This window comes from Xanthomonas populi (assembly GCF_002940065.1).
In the GTDB taxonomy this organism is placed as follows: domain Bacteria; phylum Pseudomonadota; class Gammaproteobacteria; order Xanthomonadales; family Xanthomonadaceae; genus Xanthomonas; species Xanthomonas populi.
This window is the reverse complement of record NZ_MDEJ01000027.1, coordinates 1-21,717: the sequence shown is the minus strand read 5'-3', so window position 1 is coordinate 21,717 and position 21,717 is coordinate 1. Positions and strand designations below refer to the sequence as shown.

The following is a 21,717-nucleotide window of genomic DNA, read 5'->3' as shown; positions in this document are numbered from 1 at the left end:
GCGGTTGAATGGGCGAGACGATGTGGCGATCGTCGCTAAAGACAAAGGGGGTACGGCCGATACAGCAACCGTGACTCTGCCGAGAACGCCCATGTATTCACGTCCACTGATCCGTCTAGCCGCCCCTTTGGCTCTGACCTTGCTGTTTCCCTTCGCTGTCGGATTCGACTGGCCCGCCTCGGTGCGCTGGGCGATCCTGGCGACCATGACCCTTAGTTGGTTGGTTTTCGCTGCCTGGGTGACGTATTCCCAGTTCCGGCGTAACCCGGACCAGACCCGCATCCTGCGCGAGCAGGACCAACTGCTTAACGAACTGCGTACGTTCGTCAGCAACGAAGTCGACGGTTCACGCTCAGAAGTCGAGCGTGCCCGCGAACTGATCCGCCAGGCCGTGTCCGGTCTTGGTGGCAGTTTCGAAGCGATGAACCGCAAATCGCGTCAGCAAAGCCAGGCACTGGCCCGCATCGTCGACCGTGCCGGTGACGATGGCAGCGCTGGCGTCGACGTCGCCCGCTTCGCCCAGCACGCCAGCTCCCGTATGGAGCAGTTGGTGGAAGCGCTGGAACAGGTGAGCGGCCAAAGTACCAACACGGTGCATCACATTGATGAGATGGCGCAGCACCTGGATGGCATCTTCGCGCTGCTGGAAGACGTCAAGTCGATCGCCGACCAGACCAATCTGCTGGCCTTGAACGCCGCCATCGAAGCAGCACGAGCCGGTGAAGCCGGTCGCGGCTTCGCGGTGGTCGCCGACGAGGTGCGCAATCTGTCCGAGCGTTCCACCACCTTCAACGAACAGATCCGCAAGCTGGCGCACAGCTCCAAGGAATCGATCGCCAAGGTGCGTGAAACGGTCTCGCAGCTGGCCTCGCGTCACATGGACCGCTCCCGCGAAGCCCGCCACGAATCGGCGGCGATGCTGGAGAACGTCGCTCAGATCAATGCCTCGTTGGGCGATGGCATGCGCGAAATCTCCGAGTGCGCACGCTCCATCGACGGTAGCGTGGCCGAAGCGGTGCGTGCCCTGCAGTTCGAGGACATCGCCACGCAGACTCTGAGCGGCATTCACACTCACCTCGATCGCCTCACCGCGATCAACCGTGAAGCGGTGGCGCTGCAGGAACTGCTGCATCGCAATGGCGGCGTGTACGACAGCGATCTGGTCGCCGCGCTGCAGAAGGTGTCTACCCGACTGCGCGACATGCGTGTGGAGTGGGAACGCCAGCCGCACAAGCCGGTGGCGCAGCAAGGCATGGGTGCCGGCACGGTCGAGTTGTTCTAAGACCAATGCTCCGCACTCTCTGATCCCCGACATTCCCCGGCCTCCCCGGGGATTTGTCGTTACGCAACGACCTGGTGTTCCGCTCATGACGCTTCTCGCCCCGATCGCCCCGATCCTCGATGTACCCGCCGCTGTGCGGGAATCAGCCGCAGTGGCGGCCTCACAGGCCGAGCGTATCGCGCAGAGCACCGCAGCAAAGCCCGCGCCGCGACGCGTGCGCCTGCCGGCCGCGCTGGAACGGCTGGAATGCGCCGCACATGCGGAAGTGCAGGCAATGCTCAACCCGCTCCGCAGCTGCAGCGAAGAAGATCTGCTGTTTGCAACCGTGGCCTGGGATCTAGGCCTGGACGGTTCTGCGGTCAGCGTCTCCGGACGCTGATGTCTGAACGGCGGGGCGTGCCTCGGCAGGCGCCACGCTGGTTGTGTCCACTGCCGACATTATTTATTAGAATGTGCCAACAAGTGTGGCGCTGAGCACGCAGTACCGATCGATTGCAGCACCGTGGTGACGTCTCCCCTGCCCGCCTGCTCTGCGACTTCTAAGACACGACACGACTTGATGCTTCGATCAATGCGATGTCATGGGAATGATGTGGTGCAAGACATCGCGCGCACGAATGCGCTTGCGAAGTTGGTGCTTGCTCGCGATAAAAAGCCGTGAGATCTCGGCTCTGTTGGGAGGATTGGACGCTATGAATGCGTCGGCTGCAGGGCGGCTGATCTGCTGCTTGGCTGGAGGGCCCTTGCCGTTAGCGGGATCATGTTGCGGCATGGATGCCGCCACGGAACCTCCATGGACGGATGCACGGCATGTCCCGCGAGCGGTGAGGGCATCGCGCCCTCGAGACCAACCGACCGGCGTGGCTTGTGAACATCCAGACGCCACCTGATGCAGGCGATGCCACACACTGCGTCAGTTGGCGACGGCCAGACGAGCACCAAGGCGCATGCCGGCTTCGGCTTCGCGCAACCACTGCGCCATGTCGCGTGGCGACAAGGGGCGCGAGTAGAAGTAGCCCTGGATCTCGTCGCAGCCCTGCAGGCGTAACAGTGCGTCTTCCTGCACCGTTTCCACACCTTCGGCGACCACCTGCATGCCCAGCGCATGGCCCAGATGCACGATGGCCTGGGTGACTTCGGCGGTATTGGCGTCGTCGAGCATGCCTTGCACGAAGCTGCGGTCGATCTTCAGGCGCTGCACCGGGAAACGGTTGAGATAGTGCAGGTTCGAGAAGCCGGTACCGAAGTCGTCCACCGCCAGCAGCACGCCATTCTGTTCGAACAGCTCAAAGCAGCGGCGCAGCGAATCCGAATCGCGGATCAATGCGGATTCGGTCAATTCCAGCTCAAGCCGCGACGGCGACCAACCGTTGTCGCGGCAGATTTCCAGCACGCGCTCGGCAAAGCCGCGCTCGCGCAACTGCACCGCAGACACATTGACCGCAATGCGGCTGAAATTGAGCCCGGCGCGGTTCCAGACCACCGCCTGGCGGCAGGCTTCGCCGATGACCCATTCGCCCAGGCGGACGATTTCGCCGCACTCTTCGGCGATCGGGATGAACTCGACCGGGCTGCAAGGACCATGGCCGGGGCGATTCCAGCGCATCAGCGCCTCGATCGCCGGCGATGCATCGCCCACCGTGTTGACCAGCGGCTGGTAGACCAGCGTGAATTCCTCGCGCTCGAGCGCGCCCTGCAGCGCGTGCTCCAGTTCCAGGCGGCGCTGCGCACGCAGCAACACGTCCTGGCTGTAGTAATGGAAGGTATTGCGGCCGGATTCCTTGGCCGCGTACATCGCCGCATCGGCGGCGCGCAGCAGGCTATCGAAATCCGACAGGCCATCGCCCTGCAGCGCGATACCGATGCTGGCACCGAGCTTGAGGGTGACGTGTTCCTTGCGCAGCGGCTCGCCCAGCGCGCTGATCAACTTGCGTGCGACGTGGCCGGCATCTTCAGGCTCGCCCAGATCGCGCAGCAGCACGATGAATTCGTCGTCGCTGAAGCGACCGAACAGATCGCTGTTGCGCAGATGCTGATGCAAGCGCGAAGACGCCAGCTTGAGCAGATTGTCGCCGGTGGCATGGCCGAACGAATCATTGATGCTCTTGAAGCCATCCAGATCGATCAGCAGCATCGCCAACACCTGGCCGCGCTCATGCGCTTCGCGGATCGCGTTCTCTGCCTGCTCGCGCAGCAGAAAGCGGTTCGGCAAGCCGGTCAGACGGTCGTAGTGCGCCAGCAATTCGATGCGCTCGTTGGCTTCGCGTTCGCGGGTGACATCGCGAAACAAGGCGACAAAACGCGGCGGCAGTCCTTCGCGACGGTCCAGCTCGATCAGTACCTGCACCCACACGCGCTGGCCGGAGTTGCGATAGAAACACAGCTCCAGCTGCTCGGGCAGGCCGCCATCGGAAATACGCAGCAGCGCCGCTTCGAAAGCGTCGCGCGAATCCTGGGTGTACAGCGACAGTGCCTGCTCCAGGGTGATGTTTTCCTTGCGCAGACCATGGATGTGATAGCACTCCTCGGTCCACTGCATGCGCCGGGTGTTGACCTCGATCTCGCAGCCGCCGATCTTCCCCAGTGCAGACACGCGGTTGAGCAACTCGGTGCGCCAGCGGATCAGCGCGTCGGTCTGGCGCTGCTCGGTGACGTTCTGCAGTTGGCCGAGAACGCGCACCATGGCACCGTCGCCATCGAAGACCGGCTGCGCCCACACCCGCAGATGATGCGGATTGATGTCGGCAAGCCCGTTGACTTCCAGCTCGAAATGCACCGGCATGCCTTCGTGCTTGATCTTGCGCCAAGCGCTGCGCAACTGCGCAATCGAGGGCCGGCCCAGCAGACGCAGGATGTCGCGACTGCTCTGCAGACGCACTTGAGTCATGCCGAGCTGCTGCAGGAGATCGGGCGATACCCACAGCGTGTCTTTGAGCGTGTCCCAGCTCCAGCTGCCCATGCTGGCGATGCGCTGGGCGTCTTCGAGCTGGGTCTGCTGCTCGCGCAGCTGCTGCTCGAGCAATTTGTGGTGATGCACATCGGTGTGCGTGCCGACCATGCGCAGCGGGCGGCCGTCGGCGGTACGCGAGACCACACGGCCGCGATCCAGGATCCAGCGCCACTGGCCATCGCTCTGACGCAAGCGGAATTCGGCCACGTAAGTGTCGGTGCGACCGTCTAGGTGCGCCTGCACGGCGGCACTGACCAGCGCGTGGTCCTCACGATGAATCAACCCGGACAACGCGGTGAGATTGTTCGGCAGTGGCTGCTCGGAGTAACCGAGCATGCGGGTCAAGCGCTCCGAGCGGTACACCACGTCGGCAGGAATATCCCAATCCCACAAGCCGTGGTCGGCGCTGTCCAGGCCCATTTCCCAGCGGCTGGTGCCATCGGCGCCCATCGGCTCGGGAATGCTCAAGGTGAAGGCCATCGCCTGACCATTTTCGTCGCAAACCGCACGCAGCCAGCCTTCCAGACGCCCGCCGCCGGTGCCCGGCAGCACGCAGGCGGCCATACCACCGCTATCGGCCACCTGGGCGCGACTGCTTTCCAGGACGTCGGCATATGCACCAAGGGTTGCCGGCAGTCCAAGCGACTGCGCAACGCGGTTGGCCGCCAGAGGCTGGCCATGCGCATCCAACACCACCACCGCTGAGGTCAACGGGTGCTGCAGCATGCTTGCAATGACGCCTGAGTCCACTCTGGAACACTCCGAAGAATCGACCCCTTCCTCGGAGTCGCAATGGGTAACGGCCGTTTTTCGGATTAGTTGAGGTGCCTGTTTACGGCGCGACCGAACCGGGTCGAGTTACGGCTAAGATGGCTGCATCGTCAGTTCTAAAGGTCGTTCGCGGACCCATGCCTCATCCCATCGCTGCGCCCGCGTTTTCGTCCGTTCCCGTGTCCCGACTTCGCCTCGCCGAGCGCCTGCAGCAAGGTCTGTGGACGCTGACAGGACTGTATCTGCTGACCGGTGTGGTGTGGCTGCTGCTGGGCAACCGGCTGCTGCACCTGGCTGGTGCCGCCATGCCGGAGCGCTGGTTGGATGCGAGCTTTCTGGTGGTGTCGAGCATCTTGATCCACCTGGTGCTGCGTCGCTTTGTCGCGCTGATCGTTGAAGAACACGCCCAGCTGGCGCAGTCCGAGGCACTGCTGCAGGCCAAGTTCCTGGCCCTGCCCAGCCCTGCCCTGATCTACGACCTGGCCACGCTGCGCATCCTGGATGCCAACCCGGCCGCGCTGGAATTCTTCGGCTGGGAGCGCGACGAATTTTTGCAGCAGACATTGCAGGCGATCTGGCCGAATGCCGACAGCGTGCGCCTGGAAGAAATCATCACGCAGATCCGCGCCAAGGGCGACGACACCTGCACCTTGCACGAAGATCTGCTCACCCGCAGCGGCCCGCGCCATGTCGAGATTCGCAGCAATCAGCTGCATCTGGCCAGCGGCCCCGCCCGCCTGGTGGTCACCGTGGATCGCAGCGAGGAGCGCCAGGCGCAGCATCTGCGCGATGAAGCGCTCGAGCGGCTGGAAGAAGCGCAAGGCATCGCGCGGCTGGGCTCGTGGCAGTTGGATCGCGCAACCGGTCTGGGCCGTTATTCGCCGGCGGTGTATCGGCTGCTGGGCCGCAGCGTGCCGATGCATCGCCGTGAGCATCGATTGGAAGAACTGCTGACCGCCTCGGACACCGCCACTCAGGCGCGCATCGAACGCATGATCGAAGACATGTGCACCGGTGGCGAAGTGCAGATCGATGTGTTGCTGCCGCTTGCCGGCGGCGACTCGCAGCCGCGCACCGTGCACCTGCGTGCCGAGAGCGTGACCACGCCGGGCGGCGCCCGCCATATGCACGGCACGCTACAGGACGTAAGCGAGCGCGAACAGTCGCGGCGCCTGCTGCGCGAGCGCGAAGAACAGTTCCGCGAGTTGGTGCGTGTGCTGCCCGATGGTGTGTTGATTCTGGCCGACGAGCACGTGATGTATGCCAATGCGGCTGGTTCGGCGCAGTTCGGTTTCCAGGGCGAAACCATTCTGGGCGAACCGCTGCAGACGCTGGTGGGCGAGAACGATCTGCTGATCGTGCGCGAGTATCTGCGCGCGGGCAGCGATCGCAACGAGCCGGTGTCCAGCGCCCGGGCGATGCGTCGTCGTGATGGCAGCATCTTTTATGCGGGCTTGTCGGCCGGCGATATTCGCTACGGCGGGCGCGGCTGCAAACTGCTGGTGGTGCGCGATCTGAGCGAACCCGAGCGCATGCGCGATGCGTTGGCCGAAAGTAATGCCGAATTGCAGGCGATGGCCAAGCGCTTGTTCTCGCTGCAGGAAGACGAACGCCGCGCCATCTCGCGCGATCTGCACGACGATATCGGTCAGGCGATCACCGCCATGAAGCTGTCTGCGCATGCGGCGCTGGACGAGCTGGATCCAGCTGCGCGTCGCGAGGATCTGCTCGAAGTGGTGTCGCTGGCCGACAGCACGGTGACCAAACTGCGCAATCTGTCGATGCTGTTGCGCCCGCCACAACTCGATGCCCTGGGCCTGGAAGCGGCGCTGCGCTGGCAGGCGTTGATGTTGTTCCGTGCCTCGCAAGTGCGTCTGGAACTCGATATCCAGGCACTGAGCGTACGCCCCGGCAATGAAATCGAACAGGCATGTTTTCGCATCGCGCAGGAAAGCCTGACCAATGCGTTGCGGCATGCGTGTGCGGGCGAAGTGCGCATGAGTCTGCAATCGATCGACAGCGAAAGCTTTCGCCTGGAAGTCAGCGATGACGGCGATGGCTTCGAGCCCGAAGGCCCGCGCGGTCTTGGACTGATCGTGATGCGTGAGCGTGCGCAAACCGTCGGCGGTGCGCTCGCGATAGAATCAGCCCCCGGAGCGGGCACGCGCGTGACGTTGCACCTGCCCTATCACCCGGTCGGCGAGTCCGTCCACGACGATGGTGGACGTTGAGTCATGTGGAACCCCGTTATCCCGCCTGGATTGGAAATCGTCAAACCTACGCGCTTGGGCGCAGGCAATCCCGAACTGCTGCATCTCGTGGACGCTGCCGCATCTGGCGGGCCGCCGTTGATGGTATTTCATATCGATATCGATCACTTTGCCTCAATCAACGAGAACATGAGTGCCGAGGTCGGCGATCAGGCGCTGACGCTGGTCGCGCGCCGGCTGCAGGAATTTCTTGGCGCACGCGGCAAGTTGTGGCGTCATGGCAGCGATGAAATGGTCGTGGTGGCGGTGCGTCGCGAAGACACGCCATTGCCGGAAGATTTTGCCGAAGAGATCCGCCAGCAACTTGAATTACCGTTATCGGTATTGCCGTACACCTTGTTCATGACCGGCAAGGTCGGCATCAGCTTGTGCCCGGAACACTCGAGCTCGCTCTCTACCCTGCTCGATTACGCCGAAGAAGCCAGTTACCAGGCCGCGCGCGAAGGCGGCAATACGGTGCGGCTGTACACACGCAACTCGACCACCAATGCGAATAGCGAAAGCATCATTGCGCGACAGATCGTGGATGCGATTCCGCATGGCGAACTGCGGCTGCGTTATCAACCGCTGGTAAGCGCGCGCGATGGCCGCATCGTCGGCATGGAAGCGCTGCTGCGCTGGCAATCGCCGACGCTGGGCATGCTGGTGCCGGAGCGCTTCATGCGCACCGCTGAACGCCTGGGCGTGATCGTGCAGATCGGCGAATGGGTGCTGCAGAACGCGGTGCGCCAGGCGCGGCTGTGGCGCGATCAGGGCTTCGACGACTTCAGCATTGCGGTGAATGTGTCCACGCTGCAGCTGCTGCGCCCAGGCTTCTTCAACGAAGTGATGGCGATGTTGCAGACCGCCGGCGTGCCGGCGCAATTCGTCACGCTGGAGATCAACGAAAGCGCGTTGACCAACAACGTCAACTTCGTCCACGAGACGATGGCCAACCTGCGCAACGAAGGCATCAGCCTGAGTCTGGACAACTTCGGCACCGGCGATTCCAGCCTCAGTGCATTGGTGCGGTATCCGGTGGATCGGTTGAAGATCGACCGCAGCTTCATCAAGAGCGCGCCGGCCGGCAGCCGCGAGGCGGCGATTGCGCGCGCCATCATCGCAATGGGCCATCAGCTCGGCATGACAGTGATTGCCAACGGCGTTGAATCGCAAGCGCAATTGGGGTTTTTGCGTCGCAACGATTGCGACATCTTCCAGGGCTATCTGTTCGGCGAACCGATGTCGGCCGAATCGGCCGGCATGGCGTTACGTCGCCGCTACCTGCGCCCGGAGTCGTTCGCCGAAAGCCGCCCCGACCGCACGCTGCTGCTGCTGGACGACGAAGAAAACGTGCTGCGCTCGCTGGTGCGGCTGTTCCGCCGCGACGGCTACCGGATTCTGGCCGCTGGCAACGTGCGCGATGCGTTCGACCTGCTGGCCACCAACGAGGTGCAGGTGATCCTGTCCGACCAGCGCATGAGCGACATGAGCGGCACCGAGTTCCTGGGACGGGTCAAAATGCTCTACCCCGACACCGTGCGCCTGGTGCTCTCCGGCTACACGGACCTGGCCACAGTGACCGATGCGATCAACCGCGGCGCGATCTACCGCTTTCTGACCAAACCCTGGAACGACGACGAATTGCGCGAGCACATCCGTCAGGCCTTCCGCACGCACGATGAGCTGCGTAACGGTAGGGAATAAGGAATAAAGCAGCGCGCCAGCACTACCTTGGCTGCCGCACCGGCAACACAATGCGGAAACTCGCGCCCTGCCCCGGTATGCTTTCGACGTCGATACGGCCGTGGTGCTTGTTGATGATGCCGTAGGAAATCGACAGGCCAAGGCCAGTGCCGCTGCCGACCGGTTTGGTGGTGAAGAACGGGTCGAAAATGCGCTGCATCAGGTCAGGGGCGATGCCGGCGCCGGTGTCCTGGAATTGGATCCAGACCTGCTCGGTGCCTTCGCTGCCTTCGCGGCCGGTGGTGACGGTGATCATGCCGCGCTCGACGATCGCCTGGCCGGCATTGAGCAGCATGTTCATGTAGACCTGGTTGAGCTCGGACGGCAGGCATTCCACCAGCGGCAGCTCGGCGTAATTGCGTTCCAGCGTGACCTTGTACTTGAGCTCGTTCCAGATGATGTTGATCGTGGATTCGAGGCCCGCGTGCAGGTCCACCATCTTCCACGACTCGGAACGGTCCGAATATGAGAAGTCCTTGAGGTCGCGCACGATGCGGGTCACCCGCTCGATACCTTCGCGCGACTCGGCCATCAACTGCGGCAGATCGCGGCTGATGAAGTCGATGTCGGCGCGGTTGCGGATCTCGTCGATTTCGGGAATCAGCGCCTTCGGATCCGGCGCCTGCAGCGCGCGCTCGTAGGCTTCGATCAGCGTGAACAGGCTGCGCAGATATTCCTGCAGGCTGCCGAGGTTGGAGTGCACGTAACCGATGGGATTATTGATTTCGTGTGCCACACCCGCGGCGAGCTGGCCGATGGAGGCCATCTTTTCCGACTGCAGCAGTTTGTCCTGCGCACCATTCAAACGTAGGTAGGCCTGACGCAATTCGGCATGGCGCTGTTGCAGCTCGCGCTCGTAATCCTGCTGGCCTTCGATGTTGTGGAACAGCGCCAGAAAGTGCCCGATGCCCTGCTCTTCGTTGTAATACAGATGCGCGATGACCACGCGGTCGCCAACCGGCAAGCTGCCGGTCCAGGTGCCTTTTGTGCGCGCCTGATTGAGCGCATCGGACGGCAACACCTGCGAGATCCGCTCGCCGAGATTGCGATCATCGTCGGGGTCTTCCTTGCACAGGCTTTGGCGCGCGATGGCGTTGGCCAGAATCAGCTGCCCGTCTGCACGGAACATCAATACGCCTTCGAGCATCTGATCGCCAAAGGCGCGCAGCATGGCCGAAGACGGCAATAAGGTTTGATTGAGAAAAAACTTGTCAGTCACGGGAAGAGGCAGTGTAGAAGACGCTTCAATATACGCCGAACCGCCCACGCGCCGTATTGCGCTATACCACGATATGGGACGCCGGGCGGATTGAACCGCGTAACGCAGGTGCGCTGGACAATGCACACATACGCGTTAGGCGAGGTCCTTCACTCAAGCCACTGCCAGCGAACGGCCGCCACGCAGGACGCTCGATTGACCCTTGGCGTCATAGGACGGCGCACTCTCGGTTGGCTTCGGCCAGTTCGCGCAGACGCGCTTCTTCGCCTTCTGGCATTCGCGCTTCGAGCGCGCGCAGTGCCGAGAGCTTGTCTTGCGTATGCCGCATCAACCCGTCGATGTCGTTCTCGAGTAATGCCTGGCGTTCGCCGGCCAGCGCGTCGCTGAGACGTTGCAGGAACTCGTTCACGTTCATCCTTTCGGCTGGGAATTAACCCGCCAGTTGCTGATTCAGATCCATCATGCGGCTGGCGATGGCATCCGGGTTGATGGAATAGCTGCCGTTCTGCAACGACTCCTTCACGGCCTGGACGCGACCGGTGTCGATCGCCGAGGACTGCGAAAGCGTGCGCTGCAAGTTCTGCAGGTTGGTGGCCTCGCCGGTCAGCTTGACGCTGTCGGTGGGCGGCAATGCGGCAATCGGGGACGCGCGATCTTCACCGGCCGAAGCGATCTTGCTGCTCGTGGCGGCGGTACGAAGGGTTGCGGAGGTCGGTAGATTGCCTTCGATTTTCTGGGTCATGTCAGGAACTCCTCTACAGGTCGTAGGGGATAACGGCACCCAGAAAAAAAACTTTATAGAAAATTTTTATCTGGAAACCACAACAGTCCCGCTCGCTTCGACGATCCCCTGCACCACCCGGCGTGAAGATGAATTCTCCACCGAGACGCGCTCGTTCTCGCCAGCGTCTGACAAGGCGCGACCGCTCATGCGCACTTCCAGACCGCCATTGCGCGATACAAGGGGTACCGTATCGCCGCGCCGTACCAGCCGCTGCGTGACCAGATCGTTCGAGGACAGCAGCGACCCGGCCGGCAGGATGCGCCGGGCGGTCTTGCCCACCGCAGCCACCGGATCGGCCAGTACCGCACCCACAATGCGCGCGGCATCGCGTTTCTCGATACTGATATCGGCCAGCGAGATGGTTTCTCCCGCGCTGATGCCGCGGCGCAGCACCAGCACGTCCTGATTGCGACGCACCTTGAGCGGCACGAACAGACGCCAGCCGGCCGGCTGCGGGCAGGCCACTTCGACCGTGTTGGTCCCGGTGGGCTGCGCCTGCAGCGCAATCGGACACGCCGGCATGCGCAGACCCGGATCGAGCGTGGCCTCGGCTTCGGCATCGGGGCCAACGGTGGCCAGCGCCGCAGCACGGATGGAATCGACCGATTGGTAACTCTGAGCCCAGGCCGGAGCGGCAGCCAACAAGATGACAAGCAGTAGCAGGCGCATGGGACCAGATCCGGAGGAAGACGGAACAGACAGTGCAAGAGGTGTGCCTGTTTTTGAATCGGAAATCGGGAATGAGGAATCGGTCGGGGGCTGAGCCTTGGTCGGTCTTCGTTGCTGATGTGCGATTTGCTTAGTGAACACCGTAAGTACGTCAGCGCACGGCCCCTCGCCTCGGGCTTGCTGCGGAAAGCCCTCCGCTTTTGCGATTCCCGATTCCCGACTCCCGATTCCCGATTCCCGATTCCCGATTCCCGACAGCGCCCCACGCCAACCTTAAAACCGCTCAAGTTTTCCGAGGGCACTGTCGATATCTGCCCCATGACCCACGATCTGCTCAACCGCATCGACCAGCGCACCCGTCTGGCTGGCCACAATCGACTGGCCCTGCTGCTGTTCCGGCTAGGCGGGCGCCAGCTTTTTGGCGTCAACGTCTTCAAGGTGCAGGAAGTGCTGCGCCGCCCGGATATGTTTCAGGTACCCGGCCTGCCGACCGAGTTCGCCGGCGTTGCCGACGTGCGCGGGCGCTCGGTGCCGGTGCTGGACTTGGGGTTGGCCATCGGCCACCCGGAGCGCGACACGCTCTCCGAGAACGGCCCCGGCTATCTGGTGGTGGCCGAGTTCAACCGCTCGGTGCAGGGCTTTCTGGTCAGCGGCGTGGAGCACATCGTCAATATTGCGGTGGAAGATATCCATCCGCCGCCGGAACTTGGCGCCGAAGCCACTTATTTGACGGCGGTGACGCGGTTCCAGGGCGAGCTGATCCAGGTGATCGACGTGGAAAGCGTGCTGGCCGACATCGCCAAGGTCAGCAAGGACGTGCAGCTGGATCCGTCGCTGCAGCTGGTGGCCTACGACCGCCAGTTCCAGGTATTGGTGGTGGACGACTCGCGGGTGGCGCGCCAGCAGATCCGCAGCGTGCTCGACCAGCTGGGCGTGGCGGCGACCTTGTTGTCGGACGGCCGCCAGGCGCTGGACCATCTCTTGCAGGTGGCAGCATCCGGCGAGAATCCAGCCGATCGCTATGCGATGGTGATCTCCGACATCGAAATGCCGGCGATGGATGGCTATACGCTGACGACGGAAATCCGGCGCAACCCGGCCTTGCAGGGGTTGTACGTGCTGTTGCACACCTCTTTGTCGGGCGTGTTCAACAACGCCATGGTCGAGCAGGTCGGCGCCAATGCGTTCGTGGCCAAATACAGTGCCCACGAATTGGCCGATTATGTGTTGGCGCGCCTGAGAGTGGTCGCCGAAGCGGCCTGATGAGGCTGATCGGCTGCCGGATCGGAGCCGATGACAGCAACAAGACGCTGCGCCCGGCTGCAAAGGGCGCTGCGGCATAAAAATTGGGTCGGTGCGTCGACGCGCTTTCGAATTGAACCAAGTTCGTCACGGACACAGGTCCGCCGCGTTTCACGGACGGCCAGCTGCCGTTCGTCGCAGCGCCGATCATTCTCCGCGTTCTGCGGCCCGTACCACCTCGATTGGCACAAACATTGCTTTCTCCCTGGTAACACTTCGCGGGAGAGCACCGTGTCCAACTCCATCTCGTCCTTCCTAGGCGTCCACGGCGATGCTCTGCCGCTGCGCGAGCAGCGCATGAAGCTCATTGCCAGCAATCTGAGCAATGTGGACACCCCTGGCTACAAGGCCAAGGACATGGACTTCGAGGCCGCACTGAAATCCGCCGAAGGCGTGCGCGACGGCAGCCTGATGCAGACCACTGACGCCAAGCATTACGAAATCGGCAGCAGCGGCGGGCTCAACCCGTTCCAGATCACGCGCGAATCCGATCAGCCCAGCCTGGACGGCAATACCGTCGATCCCGACGCCGAACGTGCTGCCTACGGCCGCGCCGCGCTGGAATACCGCGCCTCGCTGAGCTTCCTCGAATCCAAGGTGCGCTCGATGCTCACCGCGATCACGGGCCAAGAAGTCATGAGCAATCTTCCCATCTTCGATGTGGCCGGCTCTGCGCTGCATGCGCAGTCGGTGCGCCTGAGCACCATCGCCTCCAACCTGGCCAATGCGGACTCTGTCGCTGGCTCGGCCGAGGCGACCTACAAGCCGATCGAGCCGATCTTCCAGGCCCAGCAAAGCCGCCAGGATCCCAGCCTGACCTCGGTGAACGTCAAGGAGATCACCACCACCAACGCGCCGCCGATCCGTCGCTACGAGCCCGGCCATCCGCTGGCCGATGCCGATGGCTATGTGTTTTCGCCCGACGTGGACCCGGTGGCGCAGATGGTCAACATGATCTCGGCCTCGCGTAACTACCAGGCCGGCGTGGAAATGCTCAATACCGCCAAAGAACTGGCACTCGCGACTATCAAGATGGGTCGCTGACCCTTCCTAGCTGACCTTTACCTTACGGACCATTCCAGATGAGCACGATCGGCAGTGACCTTTACACCAGCCTTGGGCTAAGCACCACCAGCGCCGCCTCGACCAAGAAAAAAGAGGAATCGCTCGGCCAGGCCGACTTTCTCAAGTTGATGACCGAGCAGCTGCAGAACCAGGACCCGCTCAAACCGATGGAAAACAGCGCCTTTCTGGGCCAGTTGGCGCAGTTCTCCACCGTGCAGGGCATTGGCGACCTCAATACCAAGGTCGGCAACTTCACCGACTCGATGAACAGCGACCAGGTGCTGAAGGGCGCTTCGCTGGTCGGGCACAACGTGTTGGTGCCGTCTGCGCAGGTGGCCATCAATGCCACCAACTCGGCCAATGGCGTGGTCGCCGCGACGGCGGCCGGTACGGTCAACTTCGAAATCACCGACGCCAACGGCACCTTCGTCAAACAGCTCAGCGTGCCGGCCAGCGCCGCCGGTGAAGTGTCGTTCGCCTGGGACGGCACCGATGCCAACGGCAACCGCATGGCAGCCGGCAAGTACGGCGTGACCGCCACCCAGACCGACACCGCCGGGTCCAAGAGCAAATTGTCCACTTACGTCGACGCACCGGTGGACAGCGTCACGATCGGCACGGACGGCCTGTATCTCAACCTGACGGGGCTAGGCACCTCCCCGCTCGCCAACGTGCTCCGCGTCAGCTGAGCTGGCAATCGACACTTAAAGGAACTCATCCATGGCTTTCAATACCTCGTTGTCCGGCATCAACGCAGCCAATGCCGATCTGAACGTGACGTCCAACAACATCGCCAACGTCAACACGACCGGTTTCAAGGAATCGCGCGCAGAGTTTGCCGACATGTTCCAGAGCACCAGCTACGGTCTGTCGCGCAATGCGGTGGGTTCGGGCGTGCGCGTCAGCAATGTGGCGCAGCAGTTTTCGCAGGGCAATATCGACCCAACCGGGCGCAGCCTGGATCTGGCGATCTCAGGCGAAGGCTTCTTCGCCGTGTCCTCCAACGGCGCCAAGATGTACACCCGCGCCGGCAACTTTCAGACCGATGCCAACGGGTATGTGATCAACCCGCAGGGCGCACGCCTGCAGGTATTCGCGCCCAATCCCAGCGGCAATGGCTTCGACGTCGGCCGCCTGTCGGACCTGCAGTTGCTGACCACCGACAGCCCGCCCAAGTCGACCTCCACGGTCAACCTAGCCTTCACCCTGCCCGGCAACGCCACCGCGCCGACGGTGACCCCGTTCAACCCGGCCGACGACAAGACCTATAGCCATTCCACCGGCGGCATCAACGTCTACGATTCGCTGGGCGTCAGCCACGTGCAGACCTCCTACTTCGTCAAGACCGCCAACCCGAACGAATGGCAGGTGCACAACTACGTGGACGGCGCCGCCGTCGGTGCCCCCACCGCGCTGCAGTTCTCCGACACCGGTGCGTTGACCACCCCGGCCAACGGCATCATCGCGATGGACCCGTTCACCCCGAGCACCGGCGCCGGCGTGCTCAACATGCAGCTCAACGTCAGCGGCTCGACACAGTACGGCGAAGCCTTCGCGCTGCGCGACACCCGCCAGGACGGTTACGCCAGCGGCAAGCTCAACGAAATCAGCATCGACACCAGCGGCGTGGTGTTCGCGCGCTATTCCAACGGTGCCGACAAGGCGCTGGGCCAGGTCGCGCTGAGCAGCTTCGTCAACCCGCAGGGTCTGCAGTCGCAGGGCAACAACATGTGGGCCGAAAGCTACACCTCCGGCGCCGCCCGCATCGGCGCGCCGGACACCTCGGACCTGGGCCAGATCGAATCTGGCTCGCTGGAAGCCTCCACGGTGGATCTGACCGAGCAGCTGGTGAAAATGATCGTGGCCCAGCGCAACTTCCAGGCCAACTCACAGATGATCTCGACCCAGGACCAGGTCACTCAGACGATCATCAATATTCGTTGATGACTCTCGGGACGCGGGGACCGGGGACCCGGAAAAGCAAAAGCCGATTCGCCGTCGCTCTTGCTCTTCCGGGTCCCTGGTTCCTGGTTCCTGGTCACGGCCTTTCGGAGTTTCCCATGGACAAAGCTCTCTACGTTGCGATGACCGGCGCCCGCGCCTCCCTGCAGGCGCAGGGCACCGTGTCGCACAATCTCGCCAACGTCGACACGGTGGGTTTCAAGGCCGCGTTGGCCAACACCGAGGCGTTCAAGATTCAGGGCAAGGGCTATCCGTCGCGGATCGATGCGCTGCATGTGGACCAGGGCTTTGATCGCAGCCAGGGCCATCAACAGGTGACCGGAAACCCGCTGGACGTGTCGCTGCAACAGGACCGCTGGCTGGCCGTGCAGTCGCCCGACGGCAGCGAGGCCTACACCCGAAACGGCGAATTGGCGCTCACCGCCAATGGCCAGCTGGTCACCGCCAACGGCCATGCGGTGCTGGATGAAGGCGGTGCGCCGATGACGATTCCGCCGCACCAGGCGATGGAAATCGGCAGCGACGGCAACATTTCGATCATTCCGCAGGGCGAAGGCCCGCAAACGATGGCTATCGTCGGCAAGATGAAGGTGGTCGATGCCCCCGCCGACCGTTTGACGCGGCGCGCGGACGGGCTGATGCGCAATACCATCACCGACCCGGCGCAGGCATTTGCGGTGGCCACCGGCAAGACCATCAACAGCGGCATGCTGGAAGGCAGCAACGTGGACGCCGCCGGCGCGCTGGTGGAAATGATCCAGCTGCAGCGTCAGTTCGAAATGCAGGTCAAGATCATCAAGAACGGCGACGACAACGCTCAATCGGCCAATTCGATGCTGCGTCTGAACGGCTAAACGCGGCTCAAAAATACTGCGCCGCCGCTAGTCGGCCAACTGGGTGCTGCAGGGCCATTGACTGCCCACCATCGCGGGACACGCTGCAAGTACGTCCTTGTACGCTCTTATGCGGCATCCATGCCGCATAAGGTCCCGCGACGGTGGGCGGGCAAGGACCCGTCGAGCTAGTCGGTGTGCATGTTTTCAACAAGGCAACCAACTAACTCTCTGGTGCGGTGTCCTTGCCGCTTGCGGGACCGTGTGGCGGCACGAATGCCGCCACCGAGCCTCCAAGGACGGATTCACGGCGTGTCCTGCGAGCGGTGAGGGCACCGCGCGCTCGACCAACCAGGCTTTTGACTGCGTCGCCATGCCAGCCGGCAAATTCTAAGAGCCCTTCCGCACGCAGCGCCACAGGTTCACACGTCGTCGAACACATCGCTGACCGGCAACCGATCTACCGCGCCTGATCTACCACGCAGGTTTCCAACGCTTGCGCCTAGCCGCCGCCAGCCCTGCCCTGCGCAGGCCGCCGCGCACCTGCTCTGCGTGATCCAGCGCATCGCCGGCAAAAATCCGGCGCGGGTTTTGGCACAGCACATGCATATACCCAGCCGTGCCCGGATCACATCCACGGGCCTTACGAGGAATCGGGTCATGAATCAGGCTTTGTGGGTCGCCAAAACCGGACTGGATGCGCAGCAGACGCGCATGTCGGTCATTTCCAACAACCTGGCCAATACCAACACCACCGGCTTCAAGCGCGACCGTGCGGCGTTTGAGGACCTGTTGTATCAACAGGTGCGCGCGCCGGGCGGATCCACCTCCGCACAGACGCAGCTGCCGACGGGCCTGCAACTGGGTACCGGTGTGCGGGTGGTCTCCACCTTCAAGGGATTCGACCAGGGCAGCCAGCAACAGACCGGCCGCGCGCTCGACGTGATGGTCAACGGCCGCGGTTTCTTCGAAGTGCAGATGCCCGACGGCACCTCCGCCTACACCCGCGACGGCACCTTTCAGATCAATGCGCAGGGCGAAGTGGTCACCAACAGCGGCTACCCGCTGCAGCCCGGCATCCAGGTGCCTGAAGGCGCGCAGTCGCTGACCATCGGCAACGACGGCACCATCAGCGTGACGCTGGCCGGCCAAGCCGCCGCGCAGGGAATCGGCGCGTTGACGCTGACCGACTTCATCAATCCCTCGGGCCTGCAGTCCAAGGGCGAGAACCTGTTTGTCGAAACCACCGCCTCCGGCCCCGCGCAGAACGGCACCCCTGGCCTCAATGGCCTGGGCACCACCGTGCAGGGCGCCTTGGAAGGCAGCAACGTCAATACGGTGGAAGAGCTGGTGAGCATGATCGAGACGCAGCGCGCCTACGAAATGAATGCCAAGGCGATCTCCACCACCGACGCGATGCTCGGTTACTTGAACAACAACGTCTGATCGGCTCGCCGGTCGCTGCCCTGCCAGGAATCCACGCCATGTCCCGCCTGCCCCCTCTCTCTTCGCTGTCTCTTGCCTTTGCCTGCAGCGCGCTGCTGGGCGGCTGCGTGGCAGCCGGCGATGTACGGCCGTTCGCCGAACTGGCGCCGATCGTGCCGGTGGTCGCGCCGGTGGCGCAGCCCACTGCCGGTGCGATCTACGCCGCCGGCCCGGGCCTGAACTTGTACGGCGACCGCCGCGCACGCGATGTCGGCGATCTGCTGACGGTGAACCTGGTCGAAAGCACCACCGCCTCGTCCACCGCCAACACCAGCATCAGCAAGGCCGACACCGTGGACATGAGCACGCCCACGCTGCTCGGAGTGCCGCTCACCGTCAACGGCACAGATGTATTGCGCAACTCCACCAATGGCGATCGCAGTTTTGCCGGCAAGGGCAACACCGCACAGAGCAACCGTATGCAGGGCAGCGTGACCGTCACCGTGATGCAGCGTCTGCCCAACGGCAATCTGGTGATCCAGGGGCAGAAGAATCTGCGCCTGACCCAGGGCGACGAACTGGTGCAGGTGCAAGGCATCGTGCGCGCCGCCGACATCGCCCCGGACAACACCGTGCCCTCCAGCAAGGTGGCCGATGCCCGCATCGCCTACGGCGGCCGCGGTGCAGTTGCGCAGTCCAACGCGATGGGCTGGCTGAGCCGCTTCTTCAATTCCCGTTTGTCGCCCTACTGAGCCTGCGACCATGAATCTGTCTTCCCTGCCCTTCCGTCTGCTTGCTGCCGCTGTGGCGGTCTGCGCGATCGCCGCGCCGGCTAGCGCCGAGCGCATCAAGGATCTTGCCCAGGTCGGCGGCGTGCGCGGCAACGCGTTGGTCGGTTACGGCCTGGTGGTTGGCCTGGACGGCAGCGGCGACCGCACCAGCCAGGCGCCTTTCACCGTGCAGAGTTTGAAGAACCTGCTCGGCGAGCTGGGCGTCAATGTTCCGGCGAACGTCAACCCGCAGCTGAAAAACGTCGCGGCCGTCGCCATCCACGCCGAATTGCCGCCGTTCGCCAAGCCCGGCCAGCCGATCGACATTACCGTGTCTTCGATCGCCAACGCGGTGTCGCTGCGTGGCGGCTCGCTGCTCATGGCGCCGCTGAAAGGCGCCGATGGCCAGGTCTATGCGATGGCGCAGGGCAATCTGATCGTGGGTGGCTTCGGCGCGCAGGGCAAGGATGGCTCGCGGGTGTCGGTCAACATTCCCAGCGTCGGTCGCATCCCGAACGGCGCCACGGTCGAACGCGCATTGCCGGACGTGTTTGCCGGCAACGGCGAGATCACCCTCAACCTGCACCAGAACGATTTCACCACCGTCTCGCGCATGGTTGCGGCGATCAATAGCAGCTTTGGCGCCGGTACCGCGCGTGCGGTGGATGGCGTGACCGTGGCGGTGCGCTCGCCCACCGATCCCGGCGCCCGCATCGGGCTGCTGTCGCGGCTGGAGAACGTGGAGTTGTCGCCAGGCGACGCGCCGGCCAAGGTGGTGGTCAACGCACGCACCGGCACGGTGGTGATCGGCCAGCTGGTGCGGGTGATGCCGGCGGCGATCGCGCATGGTTCGCTCACCGTGACCATCAGCGAGAACACCAACGTCAGCCAGCCGGGTGCCTTCAGTGGCGGCCGCACCGCAGTGACACCGCAATCGACCATCACGGCCACCTCCGAAGGCAGCCGCATGTTCAAGTTCGAAGGCGGCACCACGCTCGATCAGATCGTGCGTGCGGTCAACGAAGTGGGCGCCGCTCCCGGCGACCTGGTGGCCATTCTGGAGGCGCTCAAGCAAGCCGGTGCGCTCACGGCGGAGCTAGAGGTGATCTGACATGCGTATCGCAGCCTCGCCCATTGATCTCAACCCGAGCACCAAGGCCGATCCCGCAAAGATCGAAAAGGTCTCACGTCAGCTCGAAGGACAGTTCGCGCAGATGCTGGTCAAGAGCATGCGCGATGCGAGCTCCGGCGACCCGATGTTTCCGGGTGAAAACCAGATGTTCCGCGACATGTACGACCAGCAGATGGCCAAGGCATTGACAGAGGGCAAGGGGCTGGGCCTGTCGGCGATGATCTCCAAGCAGCTCACTGGCGACACCGGTGGCCCGGCGTTGAACACCTCGCTGAGCACCGCCGATGCGGCCAAGGCCTACGCCCTGGTCGCCGGCAAGCGCGACGCCTCGTTGCCGCTGCCCTCCCGCGATGGCGCGGCAACCAGCGTCGGTGCGAGCATCGGCACAGCGATCGGCGCCGCCGCAGGAATTGGCGCAGGCGGCCTGACCGGTATCGGCATGAGCCAGGTGCTGGATCTGATCGCCGGGCGTACCGGCGGCGGCGAGTCCGGCGGCGACGATGCGGCCGCACTGAGCTGGCCGTCGGCCAACGATCGCTGGAGCGACGTGGCGGTCAGCGATGCCGCCGATGCCAATGCCGCGGTCAACGCGAGCGCGGCCAGCAGCGCCGTCGCCAGCCTGGGCGAGCGCACCCCGGAAGGCTTCGTCGCCAAGATCTGGACGCATGCGCAAAAAGCCGCGCGCGAACTCGGCGTGGATCCGCGTGCGTTGGTCGCGCAGGCCGCGCTGGAAACCGGCTGGGGCCGTCGCGGTATCGGCAATGGCGGCGATTCCAACAACCTGTTTGGCATCAAAGCCACCGGCTGGAGTGGCGACAAGGTCACCACCGGCACCCACGAATACGTCAACGGCGTCAAAACCACCGAAACCGCCGATTTCCGTGCTTACGGCTCGGCCGAAGAGAGCTTTGCCGACTACGTGCGGTTGCTGAAAAACAACAAGCGCTACCAGCCCGCACTGCAGGCCGGCACCGATATCAAGGGTTTTGCACGCGGCTTGCAACAGGCTGGGTACGCCACCGATCCAGGCTACGCAGCCAAGATCGCGGCGATCGCCAACGGTCCGACCATCGACCGTGCGGTGGCCGCCATCGGCAATGCGGCGGCCGACCTGTCCAACCGCTATGCCAGCACCGCCGAGCCCGCCGGGCTTGGCACCATTCGTCGTTGAGGTAAACGCCCATGTCCATCATGTCCACCGGGACCAGTGCGCTGATCGCCTTCCAACGGGCGTTGTCGACCGTTAGCCATAACGTCGCCAACATCAATACCGAAGGCTACAGCCGCCAACGTGTGGAATTTGCAACGCGCACGCCCACCGACATTGGTTACGCGTTCGTGGGCAATGGCGCCAAGATCACCGACGTGGGCCGGGTGGCCGACCAGCTGGCCATCTCGCGCCTGCTCGACAGCGGCGGCGAACTCTCGCGCCTACAGCAGTTGTCTTCGCTGTCCAACCGCGTGGACAGCCTGTATTCGGGGTTCAGCCGACATACGTGTAAAAATGACTCGCAGAACCCGATTTCTTTTGTGAAAACATGAAGTTGCCAGATAAAAC

At 63.4% G+C, this 21,717-nt stretch carries 17 protein-coding genes and 3 pseudogenes; 15 read left to right on the top strand and 5 right to left on the bottom strand.

Annotation, left to right across the window (positions count from 1 at the left end; translation table 11 throughout):
* The first annotated feature begins 4 nt into the window (after positions 1-4).
* Positions 5-1,282 carry a methyl-accepting chemotaxis protein gene (locus tag XpopCFBP1817_RS06480; protein WP_208619562.1) on the top strand — a complete coding sequence of 426 codons (1,278 nt, stop codon included), beginning with the start codon at positions 5-7 and terminating at the stop codon, positions 1,280-1,282.
* Positions 1,283-1,367: 85 nt separating this feature from the next.
* Positions 1,368-1,661 carry a hypothetical protein gene (locus XpopCFBP1817_RS06475; protein WP_128416494.1) on the top strand — a complete coding sequence of 98 codons (294 nt, stop codon included), beginning with the start codon at positions 1,368-1,370 and terminating at the stop codon, positions 1,659-1,661.
* Between the two features lie 534 nt (positions 1,662-2,195).
* Here the strand turns inward: XpopCFBP1817_RS06475 and XpopCFBP1817_RS06465 are convergent.
* Positions 2,196-4,982 carry a sensor domain-containing protein gene (locus tag XpopCFBP1817_RS06465; protein ID WP_208619560.1) on the bottom strand — a complete coding sequence of 929 codons (2,787 nt, stop codon included), beginning with the start codon at positions 4,980-4,982 and terminating at the stop codon, positions 2,196-2,198.
* Between the two features lie 119 nt (positions 4,983-5,101).
* Here XpopCFBP1817_RS06465 and XpopCFBP1817_RS06460 point away from each other — a divergent pair, with 119 nt between their 5' ends.
* Positions 5,102-7,234, top strand: coding sequence for a sensor histidine kinase (locus tag XpopCFBP1817_RS06460; RefSeq protein ID WP_167393847.1), 2,133 nt, complete (start codon positions 5,102-5,104; stop codon positions 7,232-7,234).
* Between the two features lie 3 nt (positions 7,235-7,237).
* Positions 7,238-8,959: an EAL domain-containing protein gene (locus XpopCFBP1817_RS06455; protein ID WP_128416491.1), complete on the top strand. Its 1,722-nt coding sequence runs from the start codon at positions 7,238-7,240 to the stop codon at positions 8,957-8,959.
* Between the two features lie 22 nt (positions 8,960-8,981).
* Here the strand turns inward: XpopCFBP1817_RS06455 and XpopCFBP1817_RS06450 are convergent, their stop codons facing one another.
* The 4 genes and pseudogenes from XpopCFBP1817_RS06450 to flgA all read right to left on the bottom strand — a co-directional run bounded on the left by XpopCFBP1817_RS06450 (position 8,982) and on the right by flgA (position 11,670).
* On the bottom strand, positions 8,982-10,217 hold the full coding sequence (locus XpopCFBP1817_RS06450; protein ID WP_128416490.1) for an ATP-binding protein: 1,236 nt from the start codon (positions 10,215-10,217) through the stop codon (positions 8,982-8,984).
* 153 nt (positions 10,218-10,370) lie between these two features.
* Positions 10,371-10,632: pseudogene (locus XpopCFBP1817_RS06445) on the bottom strand (flagellar protein FlgN).
* Between the two features lie 15 nt (positions 10,633-10,647).
* Positions 10,648-10,959 (bottom strand): flagellar biosynthesis anti-sigma factor FlgM, encoded by a 312-nt coding sequence (gene flgM / locus XpopCFBP1817_RS06440; protein WP_128416489.1) that lies wholly within the window; start codon positions 10,957-10,959, stop codon positions 10,648-10,650.
* A 66-nt stretch (positions 10,960-11,025) separates the two neighbouring features.
* On the bottom strand, positions 11,026-11,670 hold the full coding sequence (gene flgA / locus XpopCFBP1817_RS06435) for a flagellar basal body P-ring formation chaperone FlgA (RefSeq protein ID WP_006450204.1): 645 nt from the start codon (positions 11,668-11,670) through the stop codon (positions 11,026-11,028).
* 318 nt (positions 11,671-11,988) lie between these two features.
* Between flgA and XpopCFBP1817_RS06430 the strand changes: the two genes are divergently transcribed.
* The 11 genes and pseudogenes from XpopCFBP1817_RS06430 to XpopCFBP1817_RS06380 all read left to right on the top strand — a co-directional run.
* On the top strand, positions 11,989-12,933 hold the full coding sequence (locus tag XpopCFBP1817_RS06430) for a chemotaxis protein CheV (protein WP_128416488.1): 945 nt from the start codon (positions 11,989-11,991) through the stop codon (positions 12,931-12,933).
* 270 nt (positions 12,934-13,203) lie between these two features.
* A pseudogene (gene flgB / locus XpopCFBP1817_RS06425) lies at positions 13,204-13,602 on the top strand (flagellar basal body rod protein FlgB); the annotation flags it as partial.
* A 6-nt stretch (positions 13,603-13,608) separates the two neighbouring features.
* Positions 13,609-14,016, top strand: coding sequence for a flagellar basal body rod protein FlgC (gene flgC, locus XpopCFBP1817_RS06420; RefSeq protein ID WP_128416508.1), 408 nt, complete (start codon positions 13,609-13,611; stop codon positions 14,014-14,016).
* Between the two features lie 38 nt (positions 14,017-14,054).
* The gene (locus XpopCFBP1817_RS06415) at positions 14,055-14,726 is read left to right on the top strand and encodes a flagellar hook assembly protein FlgD (RefSeq protein WP_128416487.1); all 672 of its coding nucleotides are present in this window, start codon (positions 14,055-14,057) and stop codon (positions 14,724-14,726) included.
* 31 nt (positions 14,727-14,757) lie between these two features.
* Complete coding sequence (gene flgE, locus XpopCFBP1817_RS06410; RefSeq protein ID WP_128416486.1) at positions 14,758-15,981, top strand: flagellar hook protein FlgE; 1,224 nt, start codon at positions 14,758-14,760, stop codon at positions 15,979-15,981.
* A gap of 116 nt (positions 15,982-16,097) precedes the next feature.
* The gene (flgF, locus tag XpopCFBP1817_RS06405) at positions 16,098-16,853 is read left to right on the top strand and encodes a flagellar basal-body rod protein FlgF (RefSeq protein WP_128416485.1); all 756 of its coding nucleotides are present in this window, start codon (positions 16,098-16,100) and stop codon (positions 16,851-16,853) included.
* A gap of 639 nt (positions 16,854-17,492) precedes the next feature.
* Positions 17,493-18,278, top strand: coding sequence for a flagellar basal-body rod protein FlgG (gene flgG, locus XpopCFBP1817_RS06400; RefSeq protein ID WP_128416484.1), 786 nt, complete (start codon positions 17,493-17,495; stop codon positions 18,276-18,278).
* A gap of 38 nt (positions 18,279-18,316) precedes the next feature.
* Positions 18,317-19,009: a flagellar basal body L-ring protein FlgH gene (flgH, locus tag XpopCFBP1817_RS06395; RefSeq protein ID WP_128416483.1), complete on the top strand. Its 693-nt coding sequence runs from the start codon at positions 18,317-18,319 to the stop codon at positions 19,007-19,009.
* A gap of 10 nt (positions 19,010-19,019) precedes the next feature.
* Positions 19,020-20,138, top strand: coding sequence for a flagellar basal body P-ring protein FlgI (locus tag XpopCFBP1817_RS06390; RefSeq protein ID WP_128416482.1), 1,119 nt, complete (start codon positions 19,020-19,022; stop codon positions 20,136-20,138).
* A 1-nt stretch (position 20,139) separates the two neighbouring features.
* Positions 20,140-21,330 (top strand): flagellar assembly peptidoglycan hydrolase FlgJ, encoded by a 1,191-nt coding sequence (gene flgJ, locus XpopCFBP1817_RS06385; RefSeq protein WP_128416481.1) that lies wholly within the window; start codon positions 20,140-20,142, stop codon positions 21,328-21,330.
* An 11-nt stretch (positions 21,331-21,341) separates the two neighbouring features.
* Positions 21,342-21,638: pseudogene (locus XpopCFBP1817_RS06380) on the top strand (flagellar basal body protein); the annotation flags it as partial.
* Positions 21,639-21,717: the final 79 nt, after the last annotated feature.

Excerpts from the sequence above, each read along its gene's own strand:
- XpopCFBP1817_RS06475 (WP_128416494.1), top strand. The coding sequence starts at position 1,368 with ATGACGCTTCTCGCCCCGATCGCCCCGATCCTCGATGTACCCGCCGCT.
- XpopCFBP1817_RS06460 (WP_167393847.1), top strand. The coding sequence starts at position 5,102 with ATGGCTGCATCGTCAGTTCTAAAGGTCGTTCGCGGACCCATGCCTCAT.
- XpopCFBP1817_RS06455 (WP_128416491.1), top strand. The coding sequence starts at position 7,238 with ATGTGGAACCCCGTTATCCCGCCTGGATTGGAAATCGTCAAACCTACG.
- flgM (WP_128416489.1), bottom strand. The coding sequence starts at position 10,959 with ATGACCCAGAAAATCGAAGGCAATCTACCGACCTCCGCAACCCTTCGT.
- flgA (WP_006450204.1), bottom strand. The coding sequence starts at position 11,670 with ATGCGCCTGCTACTGCTTGTCATCTTGTTGGCTGCCGCTCCGGCCTGG.
- XpopCFBP1817_RS06430 (WP_128416488.1), top strand. The coding sequence starts at position 11,989 with ATGACCCACGATCTGCTCAACCGCATCGACCAGCGCACCCGTCTGGCT.
- flgC (WP_128416508.1), top strand. The coding sequence starts at position 13,609 with ATGAGCAATCTTCCCATCTTCGATGTGGCCGGCTCTGCGCTGCATGCG.
- XpopCFBP1817_RS06415 (WP_128416487.1), top strand. The coding sequence starts at position 14,055 with ATGAGCACGATCGGCAGTGACCTTTACACCAGCCTTGGGCTAAGCACC.
- flgE (WP_128416486.1), top strand. The coding sequence starts at position 14,758 with ATGGCTTTCAATACCTCGTTGTCCGGCATCAACGCAGCCAATGCCGAT.
- flgF (WP_128416485.1), top strand. The coding sequence starts at position 16,098 with ATGGACAAAGCTCTCTACGTTGCGATGACCGGCGCCCGCGCCTCCCTG.
- flgG (WP_128416484.1), top strand. The coding sequence starts at position 17,493 with ATGAATCAGGCTTTGTGGGTCGCCAAAACCGGACTGGATGCGCAGCAG.
- flgH (WP_128416483.1), top strand. The coding sequence starts at position 18,317 with ATGTCCCGCCTGCCCCCTCTCTCTTCGCTGTCTCTTGCCTTTGCCTGC.
- XpopCFBP1817_RS06390 (WP_128416482.1), top strand. The coding sequence starts at position 19,020 with ATGAATCTGTCTTCCCTGCCCTTCCGTCTGCTTGCTGCCGCTGTGGCG.
- flgJ (WP_128416481.1), top strand. The coding sequence starts at position 20,140 with ATGCGTATCGCAGCCTCGCCCATTGATCTCAACCCGAGCACCAAGGCC.